A 21019-nucleotide genomic window follows, 5' to 3' on the forward strand; every position below is an offset into this window, starting at 1 on the left:
CGTTCGCAAAAAGAGAGCAGTTCTTCCATGCCTGTCTTCTCACGCTTCCTGCGCTACTTCCTCGCCGTCGCCCAGCACGGTTCCATCCGTCGCGCCTCCGAACATCTGCGCATCGCCGCCTCCGCCATTGACCGGCAGATCCTTCAGGGCGAGGAATCCCTCGGTACGCCCCTGTTCGAGCGCCTGCCCACCGGCCTGCGCCTGACCGCCACAGGCGAACTGCTTTATGCACACGGCAAGCAGTGGTCGCGGGACCTGACCAATATGTGCGTCCAGATCGAAGACATGCGCGGCCTGCGCCGTGGGCAGGTGGATATCGCCGTCCCCGACGCCCTGACCCGCGGCTTCCTGCCCCGCCTGCTCCGCGCCATGCGCACGACCCATCCCGGCATCACCATCTGCACCCATGTCCTCGACAACAGCCGCATCCAGAACACCCTGATCGACGGTTCGGTCGATCTCGCTCTACTGCTCAACCCGACCCATGCCCGCGGCCTTCTGGTTCGCGCGCACAAGGATTTTCCGCTCGGCTTCGTCTGCCTGCCGAACCATCCCGTCGCCGAACGCAAAAGCGCCCGTTTCAGTCTGGCGATGAATTATCCCATGATTATGCCCGAGCCCCCGCTTGCCCTGCACCGCCAGATCGACATTCTTCAGATCGACAGCAATCTCAACATCCATGCCGCTGCGTCCTCCGACAATATCCAGATGATCAAGTCTCTGGTCCGCGAGGGCATCGGCCTCGGAATCCTCAGCGCGCTCGACGTCATGGAAGAGGTCACACGCGGCGAACTGGCCTTCATTCCGATTTCCAACCACGACCTCGCCCCTCTGACGCTCGCCCTGTGCGTGGACCACTCCCGCCAGCTTTCCGGTGCCGCCCGACTGGTGATTTCCGAACTCGAAAAAGAGTTCCTCTCCCCCACCACACAGCCCCAGCCCACGGCCTGATTTCCCGCCCCGAAAAACCGCGTCATACGGGAGACATAGACTGTCACATTTTTGCACCACCCTAAAAACGGCAATGCCCCGGCCTTCATTTTATCTTTGATGGAGATAGGCCATCCGTTTTACATCCACGTTTCGAATAAATACCGTTTCCAAAGTGCACCTTTTGGTGCGACAGACGCAGGAGCCCGGCAGCATGAAAGACAACCATCAGTCCCGCGGCTCCGGATCACGCTCCGGCTCACTGGGCTACAGACGTCAGCTTCTCGCCGTCACCTGTCTCGCCGGCAGCGTGCTCGCCGCTTTCGCAACGCCAGCCCGCGCCGCACAGCCAGCGAAACACCACACCCCGCGCCATCAGACCTCCAGCCGCAACGCTCCGAAAGCGGCCCGGCCCCCGTCACGCACAGCCGCTGCACCGCGCGCACCCCATGCGCTTGATGCGTCTGCTGCCGAAACGGTTTCTGTCACGTCCTCGCGCCGCGCGCTGAACGGCGGCGGCGGTATGATGCGCGTCGAAACCGCCCCCCACGCCGTGCAGACCGTCACCAAGGAATTCATCGACATGCGCGCGCCGACCAGCACGGCGCTCGACCTGATCCAGAACCTGCCAAGCCTCAACGTTACGACGCCGGATTCGTCGGGCATGCAAGGCGGCCAGATCCAGTCCCGCGGCCTGACGGATCTCGATATGGGCCTTCTGGTGGACGGTGCCCCGGCAGCTGCGGCAAAATATCTGAGCGAGAACGTCGACTCCGAAAACGTCGAGAGTGTCAGCGTCACGCCCGGTTCCTCTGCCACGGATCTACCCGTCATGTCCGCCGCCGGTGGCGTCATGAACGAGGAAACACGCACCCCGTCGCAAAAACGCGGCGGCCTGATCGACTTTTCCTACGGCACCAACAACCTCTCGCGCGAGTTCCTCCGTCTGGAGTCCGGCGAAATCGGCCATAGCGGCGTGCGCGGTTATTTCTCGTTTTCCAACACCCATGCCCGCTCTTGGATGGGTGCTGGCACCAACCAGCGCAAACACATCGATTTCGGCCTCCAGAAAGACTGGCATAACGGCTCCAACGCCAAGTTCTTCCTGTCCTGGAACTCCGCCGACTTCGTCATCGACAACTACCCCACCTCCGACCAGTTCTTCCGCTACAAACACACCGGACAGGGTTATGGCCGGACGGATGATCGCAAGAGCAACAACTACTGGGGCAACAACAACGACCACTGGAACCAGATTTTCATCTCGGCCCCGGTTCATATCGTTCTCCCCTCGCACCTGTCGTTCGACATCCATCCCTATTTCAGCTTCGGGCAGGGCTGGGACGCCTCTCCGGGCGGCACGACGACCGATGCCGCAGGTGTAACACGCGGCCTGACGAACTACTTCCTGCAGAACGAATACCGTTCGGTCGGAACGATCACGAAACTCAACTGGGAAATCGACCGGCACAACACGTTCTCGGTCGGCTACTGGTATGAAAACACCCAGACGATCCAGTCCTACCCCAGCAGCTATCAGATGGCGGACGGCAACGCACCAAGCCCCAACTGGGCCGCGTACCAGATTTCCGCTGGCGACAAACAGACGGCGGGTTACGAAATCCAGTCCCTGTTCGTGCATGACACGGCCAAGTATTTCAACGATCACCTGACGGTGGACGCCGGGTTCAAGTTCGTCATGACGAACATCTGGAACAAGGATTATTACGGCCGTCAGGAAGCCAACCGCACAGCCCCGCTGCCGCAGCTTTCAATCGGCTACCGCATCAACAACCACCATCAGGTCTATCTGAACGTGGAAGGCGACTACCGCCAGCCCAGCGCGGTCGATCTCGGCTGGCTCTACACCAGCGTCGCCATTCCCAAGAACCAGTATTCCATCAAGGAAGAACTCGGCTACCGCTACCACGACGATTACATCGTCGCCGATGTCGCGTTCTTCAACTACAACCTCACCAACCGCATCGTAGACCAGTATGTCGGCATGAACAGCTACAAGCCGTTCAATATCGGCAGCCAGCAGATGCGCGGCTTTGACGTCATGATCGCCGGACGCCCGATCCACGGCTTCAGTCCTTACGCCTCCGTCGAATATCTGCATGCCTCACAGGACAGCAACGTCTTCGATCCGTATCTGAACACGATGCTGCATTCCAAGGGCACGCAGGCCGTCATGGCTCCGCATGTCATCGCGAATTTCGGCCTGACCTACACCTACAAGGGCTTCTTCGCGAACGGCACCGTCCACTATACCGGCCCGCAATCCGTCAGTATCGCCGGCGACCAGCGCATTCCGGGCTACGTCACCGACACGCTCTCGATGGGCTATCACTTCAAGCCCTTCATGTTCGCGCAGTCCCCGACCTTCCGCCTGAACTTCACCAACCTCACCGGCTCGATCGTCCGCACCGGCGCCATGGGCGCGGTCTATAGCGCCAAGGACCCGAGCACGGTCCATAGCGGCAATCTGGCGCCCTATACCGGCTACGGAAACTCTTTCATGGTTTCTCCGCGCTTTTCCATGACCGGAACAATCTCCACCGCGTTCTGACCGGAAGGGACGGGGCACGCGCCTCGTCCCAAAACCACGTCTCCTCCGCTGCGTTCCCGCAACACGGCCCCACATCCCTGTGGAACGGAGGAGACCCCCCAATGCCCTTCGGCATGATTTCCAGAAAACAGTCCGCCAGCTCAGCCCTACTTTTCGGCACAGCGCTCGCATTATTCTCGGCAGCACAGGCTGCCCCGATCCCGACCGAACCCGCGCAGGACAACTCTGGCGTTACGATCATCGAAGATTCAGACGCCGTGGCATGGCAGCCCGCGCCTGCCATGTTCCCTCACGGAACGAAAATCGCCATCCTGACAGGCGACACCACAAAACCCGGCCCCTTCACCCTGCGCGTCATGATGCCCGCCGGATCGTTCATCCCGCCCCACACCCATAATCTGGACGAAATGCTGACCGTCATCAGCGGCAACATCCAGCACTTCGTAGGGCAGAACATCGACACAACACAGCAGCGCGCGCTCGGCCCGGGCGGCTTCGTCCATCTGCCGGTCAACGTCCCGCACGCCATCAAGGCCGGACGTCAGGGCGCCGTCCTTCAGGTTTCAGGAACGGGCCCGTTCAGCATGGCCTACGTCAATCCGCAGGACGACCCGCGCAATACGGGCCGTTGAATCGTTCCAGACGGCCCGAATATCGCAACGTCATTTCCCGATTGTCGAGAGCACAATACCCGGCGTCAGGATCTGCGGCAGCACAACGCCATCCTGATGCGGCGCATAATAGATGTAGAACGGCACACCATCACGCCCATGCGCCTTGAGGAACGCGCCGATCGCCGCATTGCGGTTCGTCCAGTCCCCTTTGAGGAACACGATCTTGTGGTCCCGGAAAGCCTGCTGAACGGATGGCACATCCAGCGCCACACGCTCATTGACCATGCAGGTGATGCACCATGACGCCGTCATGTCGATGAACACCGGCTTGCCCTGCGCCCGAAGCTCGGCCAGACGCGCCTCGGAGAATGGTTCGATCCCAGAGTCCGAGGCACCCACGACCACAGGAACCGGCGCGGCCCGCAGCCCCTGCGCCAGCGCGGCTCCACACACCACAACACACAGCACAGCCACGATCCGGCAGAACGCCACTGTCCCACGGCCGCCTTCCAGCATGGACCGACGCTGCCCAACACCATAAATCCAGCCCGCAAAGCCCAGAAGCACAACGCCCCCGGCCGTCAGCGCCACAAACGTCACGCCCCGCTGGATTGCCGCCACCCAGAGCAGCCACACACAGGTCGCAAACAGCGGAAACGCCAGAACCTGCTTGAGAATACCCATCCATGCCCCCGGCTTCGGCATTTGCGACGCCACACCCGGAACCCCGGCCACAAGAATATACGGAAACGCCAGCCCCAGCCCCATCGACAGGAACACCAGAACCCCCATCACCGGCGGCCCACCCAGAGCCCCGGCAATGGCGACCCCCATGAACGGCGCCGTGCAGGGCGTCGCCACAATGACCGCCAGCAGGCCCGTCATCATGTCCCCACTCCGACCGCCCCCAGTCTGGACCTGACCCAGACGCCCGGCGCTGACTTCAAACACACCCAGCAGGTTCAGCCCCATCAGAAACAGCAACCAGCACACGCCGACCACAAATCCCGGCGACTGGAACTGAAAGCCCCATCCCGCCGCAGACCCGGCCAGACGTAGTCCGATCATGACAATGCCCAGCGCCGCAAAAGCCCCGGTCACGCCCAGCGTATAGAACAGCGCACTCTGAAGCTGCGCCCCCCGTCCAGCACCGCCCATTTTCGCCAGAGACAGCGCCTTCATCGCCAGAACCGGAAACACACACGGCATCAGGTTCAGAATCAGGCCGCCCACAAAAGCAAACAGCAGAACCCGCAGCCAACCCGCGCCCGTCGGCACATCCGAAGCCGGTGCCGCATCCGCCTGCACAGGAGCCGCAGCAGACGCCCCACCAACCGGGCGGGCCTCAATCTGCAACGGGCTTTCCTGCCCCGCCGCATCCTTGAGCACGACCACACCCAGCAGCGGCTTATCCCGATGCGCCGATTTCAGGAATTTCAATCCAAGCGTGAGCTGGCCGTCCGAAACATGCAGAGGTTGTTCCGCGACCTGATCGATCACGCCCCCATCCTGCGGCAGGAACCACGCCTGCGACACGGATGCCGCAGACAGCCCCTTGCCTGAAAGCGTCAACACACCATCGCCCGACACACTGGCCGCAAACGGCGACGCCACTGGCGTGGCAGCCTCGGCCTTGCGGAACAGATCCGCCTGCACCCCGCCTTCCGGCACATCAGCCGCCGAAGCAGGAAGCATCAGCGTGAAATCGCCGCTCTCTGGAATGCAGACCTGCGCGCAGACAAGCCATTCCGCGTGGGCGTGAAGCGTCGTCCCGCCGACCCCCTTGAGAACCAGATCCTCCGGCAGCGTCACTTCATTAATATAAGCGTAGGACATGAGGCCGCCCTCGCTGATCCGCACGGGCACCGGCCAGTGGATCGGACCACCCTTGCCCGTCGCAGCGCCGTCCGCCGTCACATCCAGCGTCGGGGTGTCTCCGGCGTCGCCCGGATTGATCCAGTAAGTATGCCAGCCCGGCTTGAGCTGAAGCCGCAGCCCAACCCGAAGATGCTGGTCCGGCCCGACCGCATCGCGATCCGTGACAAGAGTCGCGGTGTCGTTCGCAGACGCAACCGGCGCACTTTCCGCCGCCCGTGCGGACACGGAACCCAGACCCAGAACCCCTGCCAAGAGCAGGGCCGACATGCTGAACATTCGATGCAAGACAGGCTCATTCCACGTTTTCAGAAAACAGCCCTCACCATATCACTGACTGAAACGAAAAGCAGGACCCTTCCGGTCGTGAAACCGGAAGGCCCTGAAAACCCCGTGTTACGGGATCAGCTTCTCAGCCCGCAGCCGCGTGAACAGATCGGTGAAAGAGTCCGGCGTGTACTGATATCCCGCAAACCCCGCGAGGCGGCTTTTGCTAATATCCGTCACACATTCGACCGGTCGCCCCAGATCGGCATCCGTATGCCAGGCCGAAGCCAGCCGTTCGATCCGGCTCTCCGCAAGCCCGTACTTCGTGGCAATCCGCTCCCAGAGCTCCGCATCCCCCGCAAGCGTCTCTTCAAGGGACGTCGCATGGCCGGGATATGGTGCAGCCTCAATTCCGAACAATTCCGCCAGACGCGGCCAGAGCCATTTCCAGCGGAACACATCCCCGTTCACGATATTGAACGCCTGATTGCGTCCCCCCGCCTCGGTCGAGGCCCAGAAAAGCTGCCGCGCCAGTTGCCGCGCATCGGTCAGATCCGTCAGGGCGTTCCACTGCACGGGAGATCCCGGAAACACGAAAGGCCGTCCGGTCTCGCGGCAGATTGTCGCATAGACCGCCAGCGTGCTGCCCATGTTCATCGCATTGCCAACCGCATAGCCGATCACGGTATGCGGACGATGCACACTCCACGAAAACCCGTGTCGTGCGGCGGCTTCATAAAGCGCGTCTTCCTGATCGTAATAGAAATTGGGCAGATCCAGTCGGGGCGCATCTTCGCGGAACGGCGTCACCGGCGGCTCACCGGACGCATAGGATTCGAACGGACCAAGATAATGCTTCATGCCCGTCGTCAGCGCCGCATGAACCAGAAGCCCCGACTCCGGCAGAGCGGCGAACACATTGCGGATCATCGCGGAATTGACGCGGCAGTTCTCTTCCTCCGTCTCCTGACGCAGCCAAGAGCAGAAAAACACATGGCTCGGCCGCAGATCCCGCAGCGCATGCGTCAGCGCTGGCAGATCCAGCAGATCGGCCTCAACCGGCAGCACGCCCGCCATGTCATGACGCGGTCTGCGCGCCAGACCATGCACGGTCCAGCCTTCGGCCACGAGACGCGCCGCAATATTCTGGCCAACAATACCGGTCACCCCGACGACCAGCGCGGTCCGGGCTGAAGCTCCAGCAGGGGCAGGAACAGAAGATGTCATGGGATTTTTCCTTTGCAGAAAACAGGGTCTGCTCCACATCTTGGAGACGATCCGCATTTCCACCAGACGGCACCTTTTCGTGCCCTGGTGACCAAAAGGTGCCCACTTCATGACCCCGCCGCTGCCCGAACAGTACCGTCAGGCACCCTTCGCCGAAGACTGTGCGCCCCGCCGGATCCTGAGGCTTTTCAGCGGAAAATGGACCACCATGATCCTGCACACGCTGCATCTTCTGGGCGGCACGGCACGCCCCGGAAAGCTCCAGCGCAGCATCCCCGGCCTGTCGAAAAAAATGATGACCCAGACCCTGCGCGAACTCGAAACACAGGGCCTCATCCGCCGCAACGTCCGGCAGATCATGCCGCCCCATGTCGATTACAGCCTGACGGATCTGGGGCAGACCTTCGTGGAACCGGTGGAGCTTCTCTACCACTGGGCCATCAGAAACGCCGAGGCCCTCGACCGGCTGATGCCCGACGACAGACCCCTTTCCGAATAAAACACCCACAGGAAGAGGGGTAGGACAGAGCCACCCCCCTGTGCCATGTTTGCACATAACAACCGCCCTCGGCGGACCACCCGGTGCGGATATCAGACCGCAGCCCAGAACGCGTAATCTCAAGGACCCAACAGACCGATGCCGTCGATCCCCCGTCCCGATCCGTCCGCCTCACCCCGCCCGCGAACCGGACGTGCCGTCCTCGGCCTCTTCCTCTTTCTGCTCCTCGGTTTTCTGGCGCCCGCCCTTCCGGCAAAAGCCGCCGACAGCACCCATCCCCTCAGCCAGCAGGAAGCCCAGCAGCTCCTCAACGTCCTGAACAACCCCAAGGAACGGGACGCCTTCACCCACACCCTTGACCTGATGGCCCGCGGCCTTCCGGTCGCAGCCTCAACCCCTGCCGCAGCCCCCGCAAAAGCCGCACCCGCCAAAACCGTCGCCGATGTACCGCCCGACATCCATACCGGCCTGAGCAGCATCCGCCTTCAGGCTCTTGGCTATCTGCATAATTTCCTCGATCTGTTCAGCGACCTCGGAATCGTTGGCCGATGGGCCCACACGACCCTTGCCTCCCCCGATACCCGCAGCACGATCCTGCATGCCTTCGCAGGCGGCATCGTGGTCATGCTCTGCGGCGTGGCTCTGGAGCGGATCGTCGCCCTGAGCCTGCACAAACCGCTGGTTCAACTCACGCAGAACGCCGAAAACCGGGAACAGCGCAACACCGTCGCGAACGAAGACGCCGCAGCGCATGACCCCATCGTCGATGGCTCCAGCGAAACCCGCGCCGCCGACCAGCGGCGTCAGGTCGAAACCCTGCGCTTCCTGTCCCGCGTCCCCTATGCGCTCGGACATTTCGCGCTAAAAGCCATCCCGGTCCTCGTTTTTCTGGCCGTCGCCTATCTGGCCGTTCTGGTCCTCCCCTGGAGCGCCAAGACCGACAACGTCATCATGACGCTCGCCAACTGCTACGCCGCCGCCCGGATTCTCTATCTTTTCGTCGAAACCGGATTCGCGCCCCGCTCCCCCACGATCCGCCTCCTGCCCGCCACGGACGCCACCGCCTTCCTGCTGACCCGCTGGTGGAACGTGCTGGTCGCAGCCCCCGCCATCGTCTTCTGCCTGTCCACACTGGGCAGCCAGTTCAATCTCTCGCCGCGCGGCACGGATGCGATGATCCGCGGCATCATCCTGATCGAACACATCCTGATCGCCGTCTTCATCTGGCGGGTCCGACACCTCGTTAGCAGCGCGCTTCAGCCGCGCGCCGTCCCCAACACCGCGATGTGGACCTTCATTGTCGCCATCACGCGCCTGTGGTGGGTCCCGGCCATGTTCCTCGACGCCTCCCTCTGGATCGTCTGGGCCGCCCATCTTCCAGGGGGCTATCGCTGGATTCTCGACACCACGGGCATTACGATCGGCATTCTCGTCGCATCCCGTCTGATCGCCGTGCTCGCCTACGGCCTTCAGGACCGCTTCTTCCGCATCAACCCCGTCCTGACCGAACGCTTCCCCGACATCCAGAAACGCGCCGACCGCTACTACCCCTTCGCCCGGCGTATCCTGACTGGCGCCATCCTCTTCCTGACCCTGATCGCCATGACGGAAGCCTGGGGTCTGCCCACGTTCGGCTTCTTCATCAAAAATGCCGTCGGACGCCATCTGCTCGACGCCGTCCTGACCATGCTGGTCGCCCTGAGCATCGCGGTCACGATCTGGGAAATCATCAACGCTTTCCTCAGCCAGCAGCTCACCCGTTTCGAAAATTCGGACCAGTTCGCCCGCGCAACCCGCCTGCGCACGGTGCTGCCCATCATCCGCACCGTCCTGCTGGCCATCATCATCATCATCGTCGCCGTCACAACGCTCTCGCAGATCGGCATCAACGTCACCCCGCTGCTCACCGGCGCAGGCATCATGGGTGCGGCCATCGCCTTCGGTTCGCAAAGTCTGGTCAAGGACTTCATCACGGGCTTCTTCATGCTCGTCGAAGACGCCATTCAGGTCGGTGACTGGGTCACGACCGGCGGCGTTTCAGGAACGGTGGAAAACCTCTCGATCCGCACCGTGAAGGTTCGCGACATCAACGGGGACCTTCACATCATCCCGTTCTCGTCCGTCTCCTCGATCGCCAACACCGCGCGCGGCTACAATCAGGTCATCGTCAAACAGCAGCTCGACCTGTCCGAAGACTTGCCGCGCGTGACAGCCATCATGACGAAAACCCTCAAGGAAATGCGCGAAGATGCGGTCTTCGGCCCCATGATCCTGTCGGACTATAACGATCTGGGCGTGGACAACAGCGACAGCGGCGGCGCCACCCTGCTCGGCAGCTTCCGCACGGCACCGATGATGAAATGGAAGGTCAAACGCGAGTTCTACCGCCGCATCACCAACCAGCTCGCCGCCGCCAGCATCAAGTTCTACACCGGCACATCCTACTTCACGACGCCGCCCGGCAACGCCATGCGCATCACCACGGACGCCCCGCTTCCCATCCCGGCCAACGACGCCCCCGAAAACAACGCCCCCGGTCAGGCCTGACCCCGAACCGGCTCCTCTCAGGAGCCGGTTTTTTATTGCCGGGAAGCCTAACCCTTAATCATTTAAATAAAGTCTTGCATTGCCGTGCGGACAGGCTCATTCTGCCCACACATTATCGAGAACCTTCCTCCCGGTTCCCCGCAGACGATTTCCCGGCCCGATCTTCCCGCGGCCCCGCATCGCCCGCCGATCGGCGAGGATCACGCCAAGGAATTCAGCGATGTCTCTTGTCCTGGTCTCACCAGAGCCGTCAGCCGCCGACCCGAAAACCACGCCCTCCGCCGAAACTCCAATGGAGCGCCCTGACCCGACCGTCCTCGCCGAAAAGAACCGTCAGGAAGAGCAGGTTCTGAAAAAGCGCTTCATCGGCATGGTCCTCGGCCTCGTCTTCGCGCATGTCTACGTCGCACTCGCGCTGGCCTATTCCTACATGGACAGCCACAACCACCTGCACACCTGCTGGCTGCCGCTGTTCGGCGCCTTCATCTGCGGGATGATCTTCGTCTTCCACGTCTCGATCTCGTAAGCCGGAGAGACCCGCATGTCCCGCACAGTCCGCCACGCCTGGCTCCAGCCTTTCCTGTCCACAACGCTGTGGACCCTCGTCCTGATCGACATCGCCGTCATGACCTATCTGGAAAATCAGGATTTCTTCAAGGATTACGCCGGCTGGGCCTGGCCCTCCGTCCTGATCACCGGAATCATCGGCTACTTCATCGGCCCTGCGATCGACCGCCTGTTCACCAGAAAATCCCCAAGCCAATAAGCCCGAGCTCATAAAAATGACTATCCCATCAGACCTGCCGGATCAGGAATACCGCCGCCTCTTTCCACAACTGGCCAGCTACGGCGCCGGTCCGTTCGGGGAGGATGTCGACACATTCGGCGAAACCCTGATGGACGTCATTCAGGACGTGACGGAAACCCGGACTTTCCTCACCCGGGCCGCAGCCATCCGCGAACTCGAAATCCTGCTGGCCTGCAACGAGACCGATCTGGCCCGGATCACATGGGCCCTGATCGCTTTCGATCCGGTTGCGCGGTTCAATGATCAGACTGCCTGGCTCCCGGAACACTCGGCTCCGTTTCCCAGCCTCCACGACTTCTGGACAGCCCTGTTACAGAGCCTCGAAATCGGACCTCCTCCCTGGCCGGACACTTCAGCCCGCCAGCTCGGAGGCTGCGTTATGGAGCGTCATATCGCCCTGACAGACTCGGATATCGAAGAGCGGTTTGACCGCGAAAAACTCCGCTCCGTTTCTTTCTTCCACACAAAGGAAGACGCAGAACGTGCCATTCTCCAGACGCTTCAGAGCAACGGGGACGCAATCGACGCATGGCTTTCCGAAACGCCTAACGGTATGCGCGAGAGCTTCGAACAGGATTTTCCCGAAGGCGTCGGCATTGTCATCACGGAACAGGATCGCCGCCCGACACCCGGCAAAACACTGTCCGTCACCCTGACCAAGCGCGAACTCCGCGGAATGGCCTATTATATCGAGACCATCAGGATCTACGCCTGACAAAAAAAGGGGGAGAGCAGAACGCTCCCCCCCTTTTCAGACCTTACCGCAAAATCCCCGTATGCCCGACGCTGTAGCGTCCCGGCTGCGGCCAGACCGTCAGACCATGCGGCTCCGCGCCAACCGGGATCTTGCGCATCGCCCCCGTATCGGTGTCGATCGCATAAACCACATCGTCGAACCGGCCCGACAGCCAGAGCAGCTTGCCGTCCGCGCTGACATTGCCCATGTCCGGGCTACCGCCACCGGGGATCATCCAGGTCTTGACGACCTTGTCCGTCGCAAAATCGATGACCGAAACGCCACCCGGCCCATGCTTCGGACCATGAATGCGGTGTGACCCACGATTGGCGACATACATCATCTTGCCGTCACGGCTCGGATACAGGCCATGCGTACCGATACCCGTCGGAATGAAGCCGGTTTCCTTGAAGGAATCCCCGTCCACGACGAACACACCGTCCGCCATCATGTCCGCGACATAGAACTTATGACCATCCGGCGCCGTCAGGATGTCCTGCGGCATCCCGCCCTTGGACAGCTTCAGCATCCCGATCATCTTCAGGTTCACCGTATCGACCTTGGCAACATAACCGCCGAACTCGCAGGTGAAGATCGCGTATTTCCCGTCGATGGAAAAATCGGCGTGATTGACGCCCTTGCATTCCGGCGTCTCGACCGAGCCTTTCAGCTCCATCGTATGCGGATCGCGGAAGTCCAGACGCTTGTGCGCCTCGGCCACCGTGATCGCGTATTTTCCGTCCGGCGTGAAATACATGTTGTACGGATCATCCACGGCAATGGACGGACCCGGCTTGGCCGTCGCCGGATTGATCGGCGTGAGCGACCCGTCCGGACGGCCTTCGCTGTTATTCGTCACCCACAGCGTCCGCAGGTCCCAGGACGGCACAACATGCTGCGGCGAATGCCCGACCGGGAACGTGTCCACGACCTGAAAAGACGCCGGATCAATGACGGAAACGCTGTCTCCGCGCAGGTTCGGCACATAAACGCGGGCCGGGTCCTGCGCGATTGCGGGCGAAATATGGGACGGGGTCGTCTCGCTATAGATGTTCTTCGGATCGATCACAGGCGGCATCCCCGGAATCGTCTGGATGCCGGACGCCGCAACCGGGGCGACCGGCGCGGACGCATCGGCCGGAACCGGAACCATCGGCGCGCTCGGAGAATAGTCCTGCGCATGGGCCGCGGCAGCTCCCAAGGTAGTTCCCAGCAGCGTCATCGCCACCAGAAGAGGAGTCTTGAAGGTCATGGATGGCTCCTTTGGAAAGACTGGATTGCCGCAACCGCGGTCCGGATCTGCATCTCCGTGCCGATCCTGCCGAGTTCGGCCGATGCCCGCCGCGGATCGCCACCATAGACGCCCTCGGCCACACCCGGTTTCGAAGCCTTGCGCAACGCCTCCTTATGCACAAGCGACGGATCAACCGCCAGCATCAGCGACGTATCGCTCAGCTCCGCATGAAGCCCCACTTCCGCGCCATAACCCTGCGCACGCAGGGCATCGGCATACTGATGGGGCACGACTTCATAATAATCCCGCACATAAAGCACGGCGGCCTGACCCTTCCAGGCCCGGTTCAGCTCCTGCGCCACCTGCGCCATGAAAGACTGGTATCCCCCATGGTCGCCCAGCAGCACGATCCGCCTGAACCCCTGAACGCGAAAACTCTCCGCAGCGCCCTTGAGCAGCCCCTCGAACACGGCAGGCGGCACGGAAATCGTGCCCGGAAACTTCATGTGAGACGTGCGCGGGCTGGTCGAGCCCTCCGGCACATAGGCCACAACAGGCGCCACCAGCGTATGCCCGGCCTGAACGGCAATCGTATCCGCCAGAACCTGAGCCCGTACATTATGCTTGCCGACCGCGATATAAGGCCCGCTCTGCTCGGTCCCGCCGACAGGGATGATGACGGTATCGGTCCCTGCCTTCACATCCTGCGCCACCTCGGTCCAGCTCCGGCACGCAAATTCCGCCTGAAGCGCCAGTCCGGTGCAGTGTGCGCCGCCCTCGTCCAACCCCTGCGCCTGCGCGAAACCCGCAGACAGCCCGATCCCCGCACAGAACAGGGCAGAACGACACGACAGACGAAGCAGGTTGAACATCAGGGCCGGAACACCTCTGGCAATGGCTGCCCTTCCCTACCCCATCTTCCCCTTCCTGTTCCAGAGGCCGCGTTTCCAAACCGGCCCTTTCAGAAGACGCCGGTCTTTTCGCAAACGCATCATGCAGTATAAGACATCATGCCTTTTCCGATTTCCTACGACCCCGATCCTGTCGACAGCGCCGCCCACCTGATTCAGGTCGCGCTTACGCCGGTTTTCATGCTCTCCGGCATCGGCACCCTCATCAACGTCTTCAACACCCGTCTGGCCCGCGTCACGGACCATCTTGAAGACGTCCGCAAGAAACTCGGCACTCCGAAAACGGACGATACACCCGTCGATCCCATCGACACGCCCGCCCGCCTGCGAAACCAGCAGGCCCGACTGCATCGCCGCGTCTTCGTTCTGGACGCCGCGATTCTCCTGAACGGGATCGGAGGCGCTTCAACCTGCGGCGCGGCCATGGCGCTGTTCGTAGGCTCTCTGCGCGATGCTTCGACTTCGGCATGGCTGCTGGCGTTTTTTGGCATAGCTCTCGCCTGCACCGTCGGATCGCTCATGTTCTTCCTCGCCGACACCCTCCTGAGCTGGCACGGCCTGCGCCATGACAGCGATCTGAGCCTCAACGCGGAATAAGCCGTCGCGCAATTTTATTTCAAAAACCACCGGGAACGGTACTGTTTTCCGAAAGAAATCCGGGCAATTCCCCTGATCGCGTTTTACTTCATCCTTGATGAAATAATCGCATCTTCGTAACGGAAACCTCCGTTCCACAAAGACGGCGAAAGTTTAAAAAGCATTTATGCAGGAAATGCAGGTCTGACCCTGCATCTGTATTTGTTGCTTCGAACATCGATTCTGGAGTTTCTCCCGCTGCACGCCGCAAAACGGCAGACAGATCCACACGGAGATTTTCCAGATGACGTCCATGACCCTGATCCACCTGATCGGCCTTCCCACCAGCCTTCTCGCACAGTTCTCGATGGTTGCCTTCGTTCCGATGATCGGCGCCCTGATGATTGCTACGGTTGCTGCTGACCGCGTTTCCGAGAGCTGATCACAGTCTTCTCGGGACAAGCCCGGCCTCGCGCCGGGCGTCCCGCTCCGGCCCTTATTGCCGAACAGACAGATAGGATTGCGGATCCAGCCGGCGGCGCCACAGATCGCACAGCCAGCAGAAACTGATCCCCACCAGCATTCCGACCGATGTTGACCCGACCCAGTCCGGCGGCAGAAACGACATCATTACCCCCGCCAGACCAGCAATCGTCCAGTTCAGCGTTCCCATCAGCGCCGCAGCCGCGCCCGCCTGATGCCCGTGATGCGTCAGCGCCAGAATGCCCGCATTCGGCCCGATAAAGCCCAGCGAAAATGTGGTGCACCAGATCAGCGCGCACAGGATCCACGGATTCTGCGGCCCCGCAAATCCGCTCAGACACACCACCACCGCCAGCGCACAGAATAGCAGAACCGCCAGCATTGCGGTCTCCATCACCCGCGTGAACAGGAAACGGTTTGCCAGCTTGGCATTCACCTGCGAACCAATGATAAAGCCGATTCCGTTCAGTCCGAAGAAAATGGCGAACAGATGCGGCGAGAAGTGCAGAATGTTCTCAAACAGCGCAGGCGCATTCGACAGATAGGCAAACATCGTGAAGGTCGCAAAGCTCACGACCATGACCGCAGAACAGAACAGCGGCTCACGCAACAGGTCCCGGTAACGCGCCACCATCCCGCTGACCGGCAGCGCAAAACGCCGGTCCAGGGGCAGCGTCTCGGGCAGCAGAAACAGCGTGCAGAAAAACATCACGACGCCGAAGACCACATTCGCCCAGAAAATCAGCCGCCAGCTTCCCCAGTCCAGCAGAAAACTCCCGATCGACGGCGCCAGCAGAGGCCCCAGACCGAAAATCAGCATCAGCTGGGACATGAGCTTCACGCCCGCCGACCCAGTCGCCACATCCCGCACCATTGCCCGCGGCGCCACGGAACTGATCGCCCCACCCAGAGCCGCCACAAAGCGCAGCGTGCAGAACATGTGAAAACTGGTCGTCAGCGCCAGCCCGACCGAGGCAAGGGCATACACCACAAGCCCGAACAGGAGCGGCAGCTTGCGCCCATACCGGTCGCAGAGCGGCCCCAGCGTGAATTGCCCGATCGCCAGCCCCGCCAGCCACGCCGTCAGCGTGAGCTGCGCCGAACCGGCCCCATGCCCCAGATCGTGCTCCAGCTCCGGAAAGGCCGGAAGATACATGTCCGTCGAAACAGGCCCCAGAATGAAGATCACACCGATCAGCACACGGGTCAGGCCATTCATCCCCTGTGGGGATGTCTGTTCGGAAAGCGACGTAACGGACACGCGGGCACCACGACTCAACAGAGCAAAAAACAGAAAACGGGCTTCTCCCACACAGGAGAAGCCCGTTCCATACTCAACGCCTTTTTATCCTGACTGACCAGCCCTGAAATTCAGGTCCAGCCCGTCATTGCGGAGACAGACGCAGGACTTACTTCGGCCAGTTGGCCAGAATGTCCGTGCGCACGCTCTGCGGCAGACCGACATAGTCGAGGCGGGCATTGTCTGCATCGCCGTGCTGGAAACCCCAGGTAAAGAAGTCACGAACAGCCTTGCCGGACTCCTTCTGCGCCGCATCGACCGGCACCAGAACGAACGTCGCCGTCACGATCGGCCAGGAAGACGCACCATCCGTGTCCAGCAGGTTCACGGCATAATGATCGGCATGAACCCAGTCAGCAGCCTTGGCGGCTTCCGTGAAGCTGGCCAGCGTCGGCGCGACGAACGCACCGCTGTGGTTCTTCATCTGGGCAATGTTCAGGTGGTTCTGCGCGGCATAGGCGTACTCGACATACCCCAGACCACCTTCCGTCTGACGCACCAGAGCGGCCACACCGTCATTGCCACGCGCACCCGAACCGCCCGGCCAGGCGATGGACGTACCGGCACCGAGCTTCTGCTTCCAAGTCGGGGAGACCTGCGACAGATAGGACGTGAACACAAAGCTCGTGCCCGAGCCATCGGCACGGTGAATCGGAGCCACATCCGTATCCGGCAGCTTCAGACCCGGGTTCAGGGCCTTGATGCGATCGTCATCCCAGGTCGTGATCTCACCGTCATACAGCGCAGCCAGTGTCGGACCATCCAGACGGAGCTGGCCCGGAGCCAGACCCGGCACATTCGCCACAACCACGATGCCGCTCATGACGGTCGGGAACTGGTACAGCTTTTCCTTGGCCAGACGCTCACCGTTCATTGGCTTGTCGGACGCACCGAAATCAACCGTACGGGCGATAACCTGATCCTGACCGGCGCTGGAGCCCACGCTCTGGTAGTTCACGGAAATACCGGCCTGGCTCTTTGCAGCCGTGCCCCATGCACCATAGATCGGTGCGGCGAAGCTGGACCCTGCGCCAGTGATGTCCGCAGCCTGCGCCGACGACACGAACGGGGTCATGGCAACAGTGCCAAGGGCCGTGGCGACGAGAAGACCGAATAGCGGAGCTCTGCTCTTGATCATGGGAATCCCTTATGGGGCGTGAAAACTGCCTCTTAGTAACGCTGGCACGGACACAGAAACAGTAGGGCCTACGTGATAGTTTCATGACAGCCATCACACACCCCCCAAGTGCCGAAATGTCACACTCCTCCCACCCCGACCCGCCGGTCAGCGCTTCCTTCGCAACAAAACTGACATATGAAATCCGGAACTCCCTGTTTTCCGGGGCTTTTCGCGCCTTCTGTCATGGAACTGTCATGTTCCCGTCATGAAACCTTCCCATTATTTCAAAAAGCGAATCAGATACCTGAACTGCGGAACACACGCCCTCCCCAGAAGGACGCACCGCAGCAATGGCTTTCTCTTTCCGTCGGACCACAGGTCTTCCCAAGGCCCTTTTGGCCACAACGACCCTGGTTTCCCTCCTCCCGCTTTGTGGCCACGCCCGGGCCGCCGACCAGATGCAGATCATGGAACGGCAGATCCAGGCCATGCAGGCCCAGCTCACCAGCATGAAGAAAGAACATGCTGAAGAAGTGAAGCGCGCCCGTGCCGTTCTGGCCCGCCAGCGGGAAGAAGCCGAAAACAACCCCTACGCCCAGCGTGGCCGTTATATCGGACAGCCACGCACGGCCGCACAGCCTCTGATCAGCGTTCGCCCGGCCAAGCCCGGCGCCGATGATGGTCGTCCGCCGTCAGACCGCGCTGACGTCTCCTCCTGGGCCGACTTCCAGCGCGCAACCGCCCAGGACGAAGAAGTCAGCGTCGGCGGCATCAAGGTCGGCTTCCCGGGCGGTCGCCCAACGATCCAGTCTTCGGACGGCGCCTATGCCCTCTCGATTGGCCTCGCCTATCATGAAGACTTCGGCGGCTTCTTCAATTCCGGACCTCGCGGCAACGACACCCGTGGTGCTTTCAACAGCTTCACCACCAACCAGCGCCGCCTGCGTATTCCGTTCATGTTCCGCTACAAGAACTGGGTCGCGGCCGTCACGCCTGATTTCGGCGCCAACCATAACGATGGTTATGTCGGCCTCTACGAAGGCAACCTGAACTACACCGGCTTCCGCAACACCATCCTGACGGTCGGCTATTTCCAGCCCCGCGTGACGGAAGAGGACGCCGAAAGCTCCAACGACTTCATGACGCTGGAACGTCCCAGCATCACGGATATGGTCCGTAACATCGCAGCGGGTGATGCCCGCTTCGTGGTCGGCGGCCTGCATTACGAGAAGCGCTGGTGGGTTGCCGGTTACTTCACCGGCCAGGAATGGGGTCACCGCAACGCCTCTGACATGAGCTCCACCTATTACGGTGGTGGCAGCGGATCCACGATAGACAGTCAGACGGGCGGTATGCTCCGCGCCGCCGGCCGTCCAATCGCCACCAAGGATGTGGATCTTCACGTCGGTGTATCGGCGATTGCCGCTTTCCGCCTCGCCTGCAACACCGGAGCTAACGCCAATTACTGCTCCCGTACGACGTCCTTTGGGCAGCGTCCGGAATTTGATATTGGTGAAGCCAGCCTCGTAGCGACGGGTTCAATCACCAAGGCTGCCCAGGTCTGGGCCGCAGGCCCGGAACTCGGGTTCCGCTGGGACCGCTTCCTCGTGAAGGGCGAATACTATCACGTTGGCGTTCAGCGTTCGCAGGCCAACCTGCCCGCGTTCAACTTCCAGGGCTGGTATGGTGCCGCTGCCTACACGATTTTCGGCAAGCCCCGTATGTATAACATCAAGGAAGGCGCATTCGGTGCACCTGGTGTCGGTGCGGATCAGGAATTCAACCCTGCGCTCAACCACTGGGGTGCCCTCGAAGCCGTGGCCCAGTACAGCGGCCTGGACCTGAACAGCAACATCAATGCCGCAACGGCCGGGATCACGAGCCAGAACGGCGTCAGCTACGTCCGGGGCGGCATGCAGAATGTCTATACCGGCGGCCTGAACTGGTACCCGAACCGCCATTTCCGCTTCATGGTGGACTACAGCCACTTCGTCACGTCTCGTAGCGTAGCCTCTGCCACCAACGTTTCCGGTCGCTCTGGCAACTCTTTCGCAGCCCGTATTCAGGCTGCGTTCTAAAACAGACCCGTTCCCCTCTCCCGGACTCCGGTCCGGGAGAGACCCCCAGCCCCCCACCAAACACCATTGCGTGCACCCCCGCATTCCCGATTGCGATCCACGCCCCGCACACAGCATGCTTCTGGTTCCACAACGAGAGAACCGGCTGATGCTCCCCAACGCAAAAACAGTTCTGCCCGCAGCAGCGCTCATCGCAGCCCTTCTGAGCCCCACCGCCCGCGCGCAAACACCCTCCCATATCGTCACCAGTCAGAAACTCGACTGGGAAACCGCCGCTGCCCTCGCCGCCGAAGCCGTGCGCCTCTGCGCCGCACAGGGCTATTCCGTCACCGCCACCGTCGTGGACACAACCGGTCATGAACAGGCCGTCGTCAAAGGCGATACGGTCCCGCTGCAATCGCTCTCCGTCTCCTACCGCAAAGCCTATACGGCCTATTCCTACGGTCTGGCCTTCAATAAAAACACAACCAGCGAACTGATTGCCGCAGGCGTCACCGGCCCCGCAAACGGCGCCCTGAACACCATCCCCGAAGTCCTGTTCGTGCCCGGCGGCGTCACCCTGCGCAGCGCAACCGATCATGCCATTCTCGGCGGCCTCGGCGTCTCCGGCGCACCCGGCGGCGACAAGGACGAAGCCTGCGCCCTGCGCGCCGTCGAAAAATTCCGCAGCGTCTTTCAGTAACGCGGCCATCAACCACACAATCAAAAAACCGTGGTCTTTTTATTGCAGCAGAATTTTCAGAAATATTCCGTGTATCCCCCCGGCCTTTACCGTGGAGTTCCCCTTTGCAGAACTTCCCGGTATTGTCCGGCTTCATTGAATACGTCCTGAAAGACTATCCTCTTGCTGCGCTGGTTTCTGGTTTCCATCCTGTCCCTTATCGTGCTCCTTCTGGCCCTGTTCGGCGCAGGATGGATCTGGATCGACCATCGGGACCTCGCCGCTTTCGCCACGCCACGGCTGGAAAAAAAGCTCGGCCGCGCCGTCCATATCGGCGCCCTGCACGTCCATCCGGGCACATGGCTGACCATCGACGCCGACGACGTCTCCGTCGCCAATATCGCCAACGGCACCCGCCCGCAGATGATGACGCTCGGCCATTTCGCCGCCCAGATCCGCCTGACCTCCCTGATCTGGGGTCCGCCTGAAGCGCGCAATATCGTTATTTCAAAGTTCTCCGGCCTGTTCGAGCGCACCCCCGCCCATCTGCCCAACTGGCGCTTCGGCCCCCACCAGAACGA

The 21019-nt window shown here is 61.4% G+C and carries 18 protein-coding genes and 1 pseudogene; 13 read left to right on the forward strand and 6 right to left on the reverse strand.

The window, feature by feature from the left end; genetic code table 11:
• The first annotated feature begins 27 nt into the window (after positions 1-27).
• The 3 genes from JK176_RS05150 to JK176_RS05160 all read left to right on the forward strand — a co-directional run bounded on the left by JK176_RS05150 (position 28) and on the right by JK176_RS05160 (position 4134).
• Positions 28-951 carry a LysR family transcriptional regulator gene (locus JK176_RS05150; RefSeq protein WP_211586775.1) on the forward strand — a complete coding sequence of 308 codons (924 nt, stop codon included), beginning with the start codon at positions 28-30 and terminating at the stop codon, positions 949-951.
• Between the two features lie 193 nt (positions 952-1144).
• A complete protein-coding gene (locus tag JK176_RS05155; protein ID WP_211586777.1) occupies positions 1145-3502 on the forward strand; it encodes a TonB-dependent receptor in 2358 nt (785 codons plus the stop codon).
• 101 nt (positions 3503-3603) lie between these two features.
• Complete coding sequence (locus tag JK176_RS05160; RefSeq protein ID WP_249194201.1) at positions 3604-4134, forward strand: cupin domain-containing protein; 531 nt, start codon at positions 3604-3606, stop codon at positions 4132-4134.
• A 30-nt stretch (positions 4135-4164) separates the two neighbouring features.
• On the opposite strand, the gene JK176_RS05165 is transcribed toward JK176_RS05160, so the two are convergent.
• A complete protein-coding gene (locus JK176_RS05165; RefSeq protein WP_249194203.1) occupies positions 4165-6261 on the reverse strand; it encodes a protein-disulfide reductase DsbD in 2097 nt (698 codons plus the stop codon).
• Positions 6262-6387: 126 nt separating this feature from the next.
• Positions 6388-7485: an SDR family oxidoreductase gene (locus tag JK176_RS05170; protein WP_249194204.1), complete on the reverse strand. Its 1098-nt coding sequence runs from the start codon at positions 7483-7485 to the stop codon at positions 6388-6390.
• A gap of 109 nt (positions 7486-7594) precedes the next feature.
• Here JK176_RS05170 and JK176_RS05175 point away from each other — a divergent pair, with 109 nt between their 5' ends.
• The 5 genes from JK176_RS05175 to JK176_RS05195 all read left to right on the forward strand — a co-directional run bounded on the left by JK176_RS05175 (position 7595) and on the right by JK176_RS05195 (position 12054).
• Complete coding sequence (locus tag JK176_RS05175; protein WP_211586781.1) at positions 7595-7984, forward strand: helix-turn-helix domain-containing protein; 390 nt, start codon at positions 7595-7597, stop codon at positions 7982-7984.
• 138 nt (positions 7985-8122) lie between these two features.
• On the forward strand, positions 8123-10531 hold the full coding sequence (locus JK176_RS05180; protein WP_211586789.1) for a mechanosensitive ion channel family protein: 2409 nt from the start codon (positions 8123-8125) through the stop codon (positions 10529-10531).
• Positions 10532-10751: 220 nt separating this feature from the next.
• The gene (locus JK176_RS05185) at positions 10752-11057 is read left to right on the forward strand and encodes a hypothetical protein (protein ID WP_211586790.1); all 306 of its coding nucleotides are present in this window, start codon (positions 10752-10754) and stop codon (positions 11055-11057) included.
• A gap of 15 nt (positions 11058-11072) precedes the next feature.
• Positions 11073-11297: a hypothetical protein gene (locus JK176_RS05190; RefSeq protein ID WP_211586791.1), complete on the forward strand. Its 225-nt coding sequence runs from the start codon at positions 11073-11075 to the stop codon at positions 11295-11297.
• A gap of 16 nt (positions 11298-11313) precedes the next feature.
• Positions 11314-12054 carry an RNase A-like domain-containing protein gene (locus JK176_RS05195; protein ID WP_211586792.1) on the forward strand — a complete coding sequence of 247 codons (741 nt, stop codon included), beginning with the start codon at positions 11314-11316 and terminating at the stop codon, positions 12052-12054.
• A gap of 43 nt (positions 12055-12097) precedes the next feature.
• On the opposite strand, the gene JK176_RS05200 is transcribed toward JK176_RS05195, so the two are convergent.
• A complete protein-coding gene (locus JK176_RS05200) occupies positions 12098-13327 on the reverse strand; it encodes a YncE family protein (RefSeq protein WP_211563833.1) in 1230 nt (409 codons plus the stop codon).
• Positions 13324-14181, reverse strand: coding sequence for a creatininase family protein (locus JK176_RS05205; protein WP_211586793.1), 858 nt, complete (start codon positions 14179-14181; stop codon positions 13324-13326). The genes JK176_RS05200 and JK176_RS05205 overlap by 4 nt, the downstream gene beginning before the upstream one ends.
• Before the next feature lie 138 nt (positions 14182-14319).
• Here JK176_RS05205 and JK176_RS05210 point away from each other — a divergent pair, with 138 nt between their 5' ends.
• Positions 14320-14817: a DUF2721 domain-containing protein gene (locus JK176_RS05210; protein ID WP_194261100.1), complete on the forward strand. Its 498-nt coding sequence runs from the start codon at positions 14320-14322 to the stop codon at positions 14815-14817.
• 283 nt (positions 14818-15100) lie between these two features.
• Positions 15101-15238 carry a hypothetical protein gene (locus JK176_RS05215; protein WP_156474507.1) on the forward strand — a complete coding sequence of 46 codons (138 nt, stop codon included), beginning with the start codon at positions 15101-15103 and terminating at the stop codon, positions 15236-15238.
• 54 nt (positions 15239-15292) lie between these two features.
• Here the strand turns inward: JK176_RS05215 and JK176_RS05220 are convergent, their stop codons facing one another.
• Both JK176_RS05220 and pstS read right to left on the reverse strand, forming a co-directional pair.
• Positions 15293-16540, reverse strand: coding sequence for a multidrug effflux MFS transporter (locus JK176_RS05220; protein ID WP_211586794.1), 1248 nt, complete (start codon positions 16538-16540; stop codon positions 15293-15295).
• Between the two features lie 148 nt (positions 16541-16688).
• The gene (gene pstS / locus JK176_RS05225) at positions 16689-17717 is read right to left on the reverse strand and encodes a phosphate ABC transporter substrate-binding protein PstS (RefSeq protein WP_194261098.1); all 1029 of its coding nucleotides are present in this window, start codon (positions 17715-17717) and stop codon (positions 16689-16691) included.
• 332 nt (positions 17718-18049) lie between these two features.
• On the opposite strand from pstS, the gene JK176_RS05230 reads away from it, so the two are divergent.
• The 3 genes and pseudogenes from JK176_RS05230 to JK176_RS05240 form a co-directional block, all read left to right on the forward strand.
• Positions 18050-19777: an OprO/OprP family phosphate-selective porin gene (locus JK176_RS05230; RefSeq protein WP_194261097.1), complete on the forward strand. Its 1728-nt coding sequence runs from the start codon at positions 18050-18052 to the stop codon at positions 19775-19777.
• Between the two features lie 148 nt (positions 19778-19925).
• Positions 19926-20459 carry a heme-binding protein gene (locus JK176_RS05235; protein WP_211586795.1) on the forward strand — a complete coding sequence of 178 codons (534 nt, stop codon included), beginning with the start codon at positions 19926-19928 and terminating at the stop codon, positions 20457-20459.
• A 162-nt stretch (positions 20460-20621) separates the two neighbouring features.
• Positions 20622-21019 (forward strand): annotated as a pseudogene (locus tag JK176_RS05240) (hypothetical protein); the annotation flags it as partial.

Origin of the sequence: Gluconobacter sp. Dm-73 (assembly GCF_018256215.1) — a bacterium.
Classification (GTDB): Bacteria; Pseudomonadota; Alphaproteobacteria; order Acetobacterales; family Acetobacteraceae; genus Gluconobacter; species Gluconobacter cadivus.

Bases quoted from the DNA above. Each gene is read 5' to 3' on its own strand.
- JK176_RS05150 (WP_211586775.1), top strand. From the start codon at position 28: ATGCCTGTCTTCTCACGCTTCCTGCGCTACTTCCTCGCCGTCGCCCAG.
- JK176_RS05155 (WP_211586777.1), top strand. From the start codon at position 1,145: ATGAAAGACAACCATCAGTCCCGCGGCTCCGGATCACGCTCCGGCTCA.
- JK176_RS05160 (WP_249194201.1), top strand. From the start codon at position 3,604: ATGCCCTTCGGCATGATTTCCAGAAAACAGTCCGCCAGCTCAGCCCTA.
- JK176_RS05165 (WP_249194203.1), bottom strand. From the start codon at position 6,261: ATGTCGGCCCTGCTCTTGGCAGGGGTTCTGGGTCTGGGTTCCGTGTCC.
- JK176_RS05170 (WP_249194204.1), bottom strand. From the start codon at position 7,485: ATGACATCTTCTGTTCCTGCCCCTGCTGGAGCTTCAGCCCGGACCGCG.
- JK176_RS05175 (WP_211586781.1), top strand. From the start codon at position 7,595: ATGACCCCGCCGCTGCCCGAACAGTACCGTCAGGCACCCTTCGCCGAA.
- JK176_RS05180 (WP_211586789.1), top strand. From the start codon at position 8,123: ATGCCGTCGATCCCCCGTCCCGATCCGTCCGCCTCACCCCGCCCGCGA.
- JK176_RS05185 (WP_211586790.1), top strand. From the start codon at position 10,752: ATGTCTCTTGTCCTGGTCTCACCAGAGCCGTCAGCCGCCGACCCGAAA.
- JK176_RS05190 (WP_211586791.1), top strand. From the start codon at position 11,073: ATGTCCCGCACAGTCCGCCACGCCTGGCTCCAGCCTTTCCTGTCCACA.
- JK176_RS05195 (WP_211586792.1), top strand. From the start codon at position 11,314: ATGACTATCCCATCAGACCTGCCGGATCAGGAATACCGCCGCCTCTTT.
- JK176_RS05200 (WP_211563833.1), bottom strand. From the start codon at position 13,327: ATGACCTTCAAGACTCCTCTTCTGGTGGCGATGACGCTGCTGGGAACT.
- JK176_RS05205 (WP_211586793.1), bottom strand. From the start codon at position 14,181: ATGTTCAACCTGCTTCGTCTGTCGTGTCGTTCTGCCCTGTTCTGTGCG.
- JK176_RS05210 (WP_194261100.1), top strand. From the start codon at position 14,320: ATGCCTTTTCCGATTTCCTACGACCCCGATCCTGTCGACAGCGCCGCC.
- JK176_RS05215 (WP_156474507.1), top strand. From the start codon at position 15,101: ATGACGTCCATGACCCTGATCCACCTGATCGGCCTTCCCACCAGCCTT.
- pstS (WP_194261098.1), bottom strand. From the start codon at position 17,717: ATGATCAAGAGCAGAGCTCCGCTATTCGGTCTTCTCGTCGCCACGGCC.
- JK176_RS05230 (WP_194261097.1), top strand. From the start codon at position 18,050: ATGGCTTTCTCTTTCCGTCGGACCACAGGTCTTCCCAAGGCCCTTTTG.
- JK176_RS05235 (WP_211586795.1), top strand. From the start codon at position 19,926: ATGCTCCCCAACGCAAAAACAGTTCTGCCCGCAGCAGCGCTCATCGCA.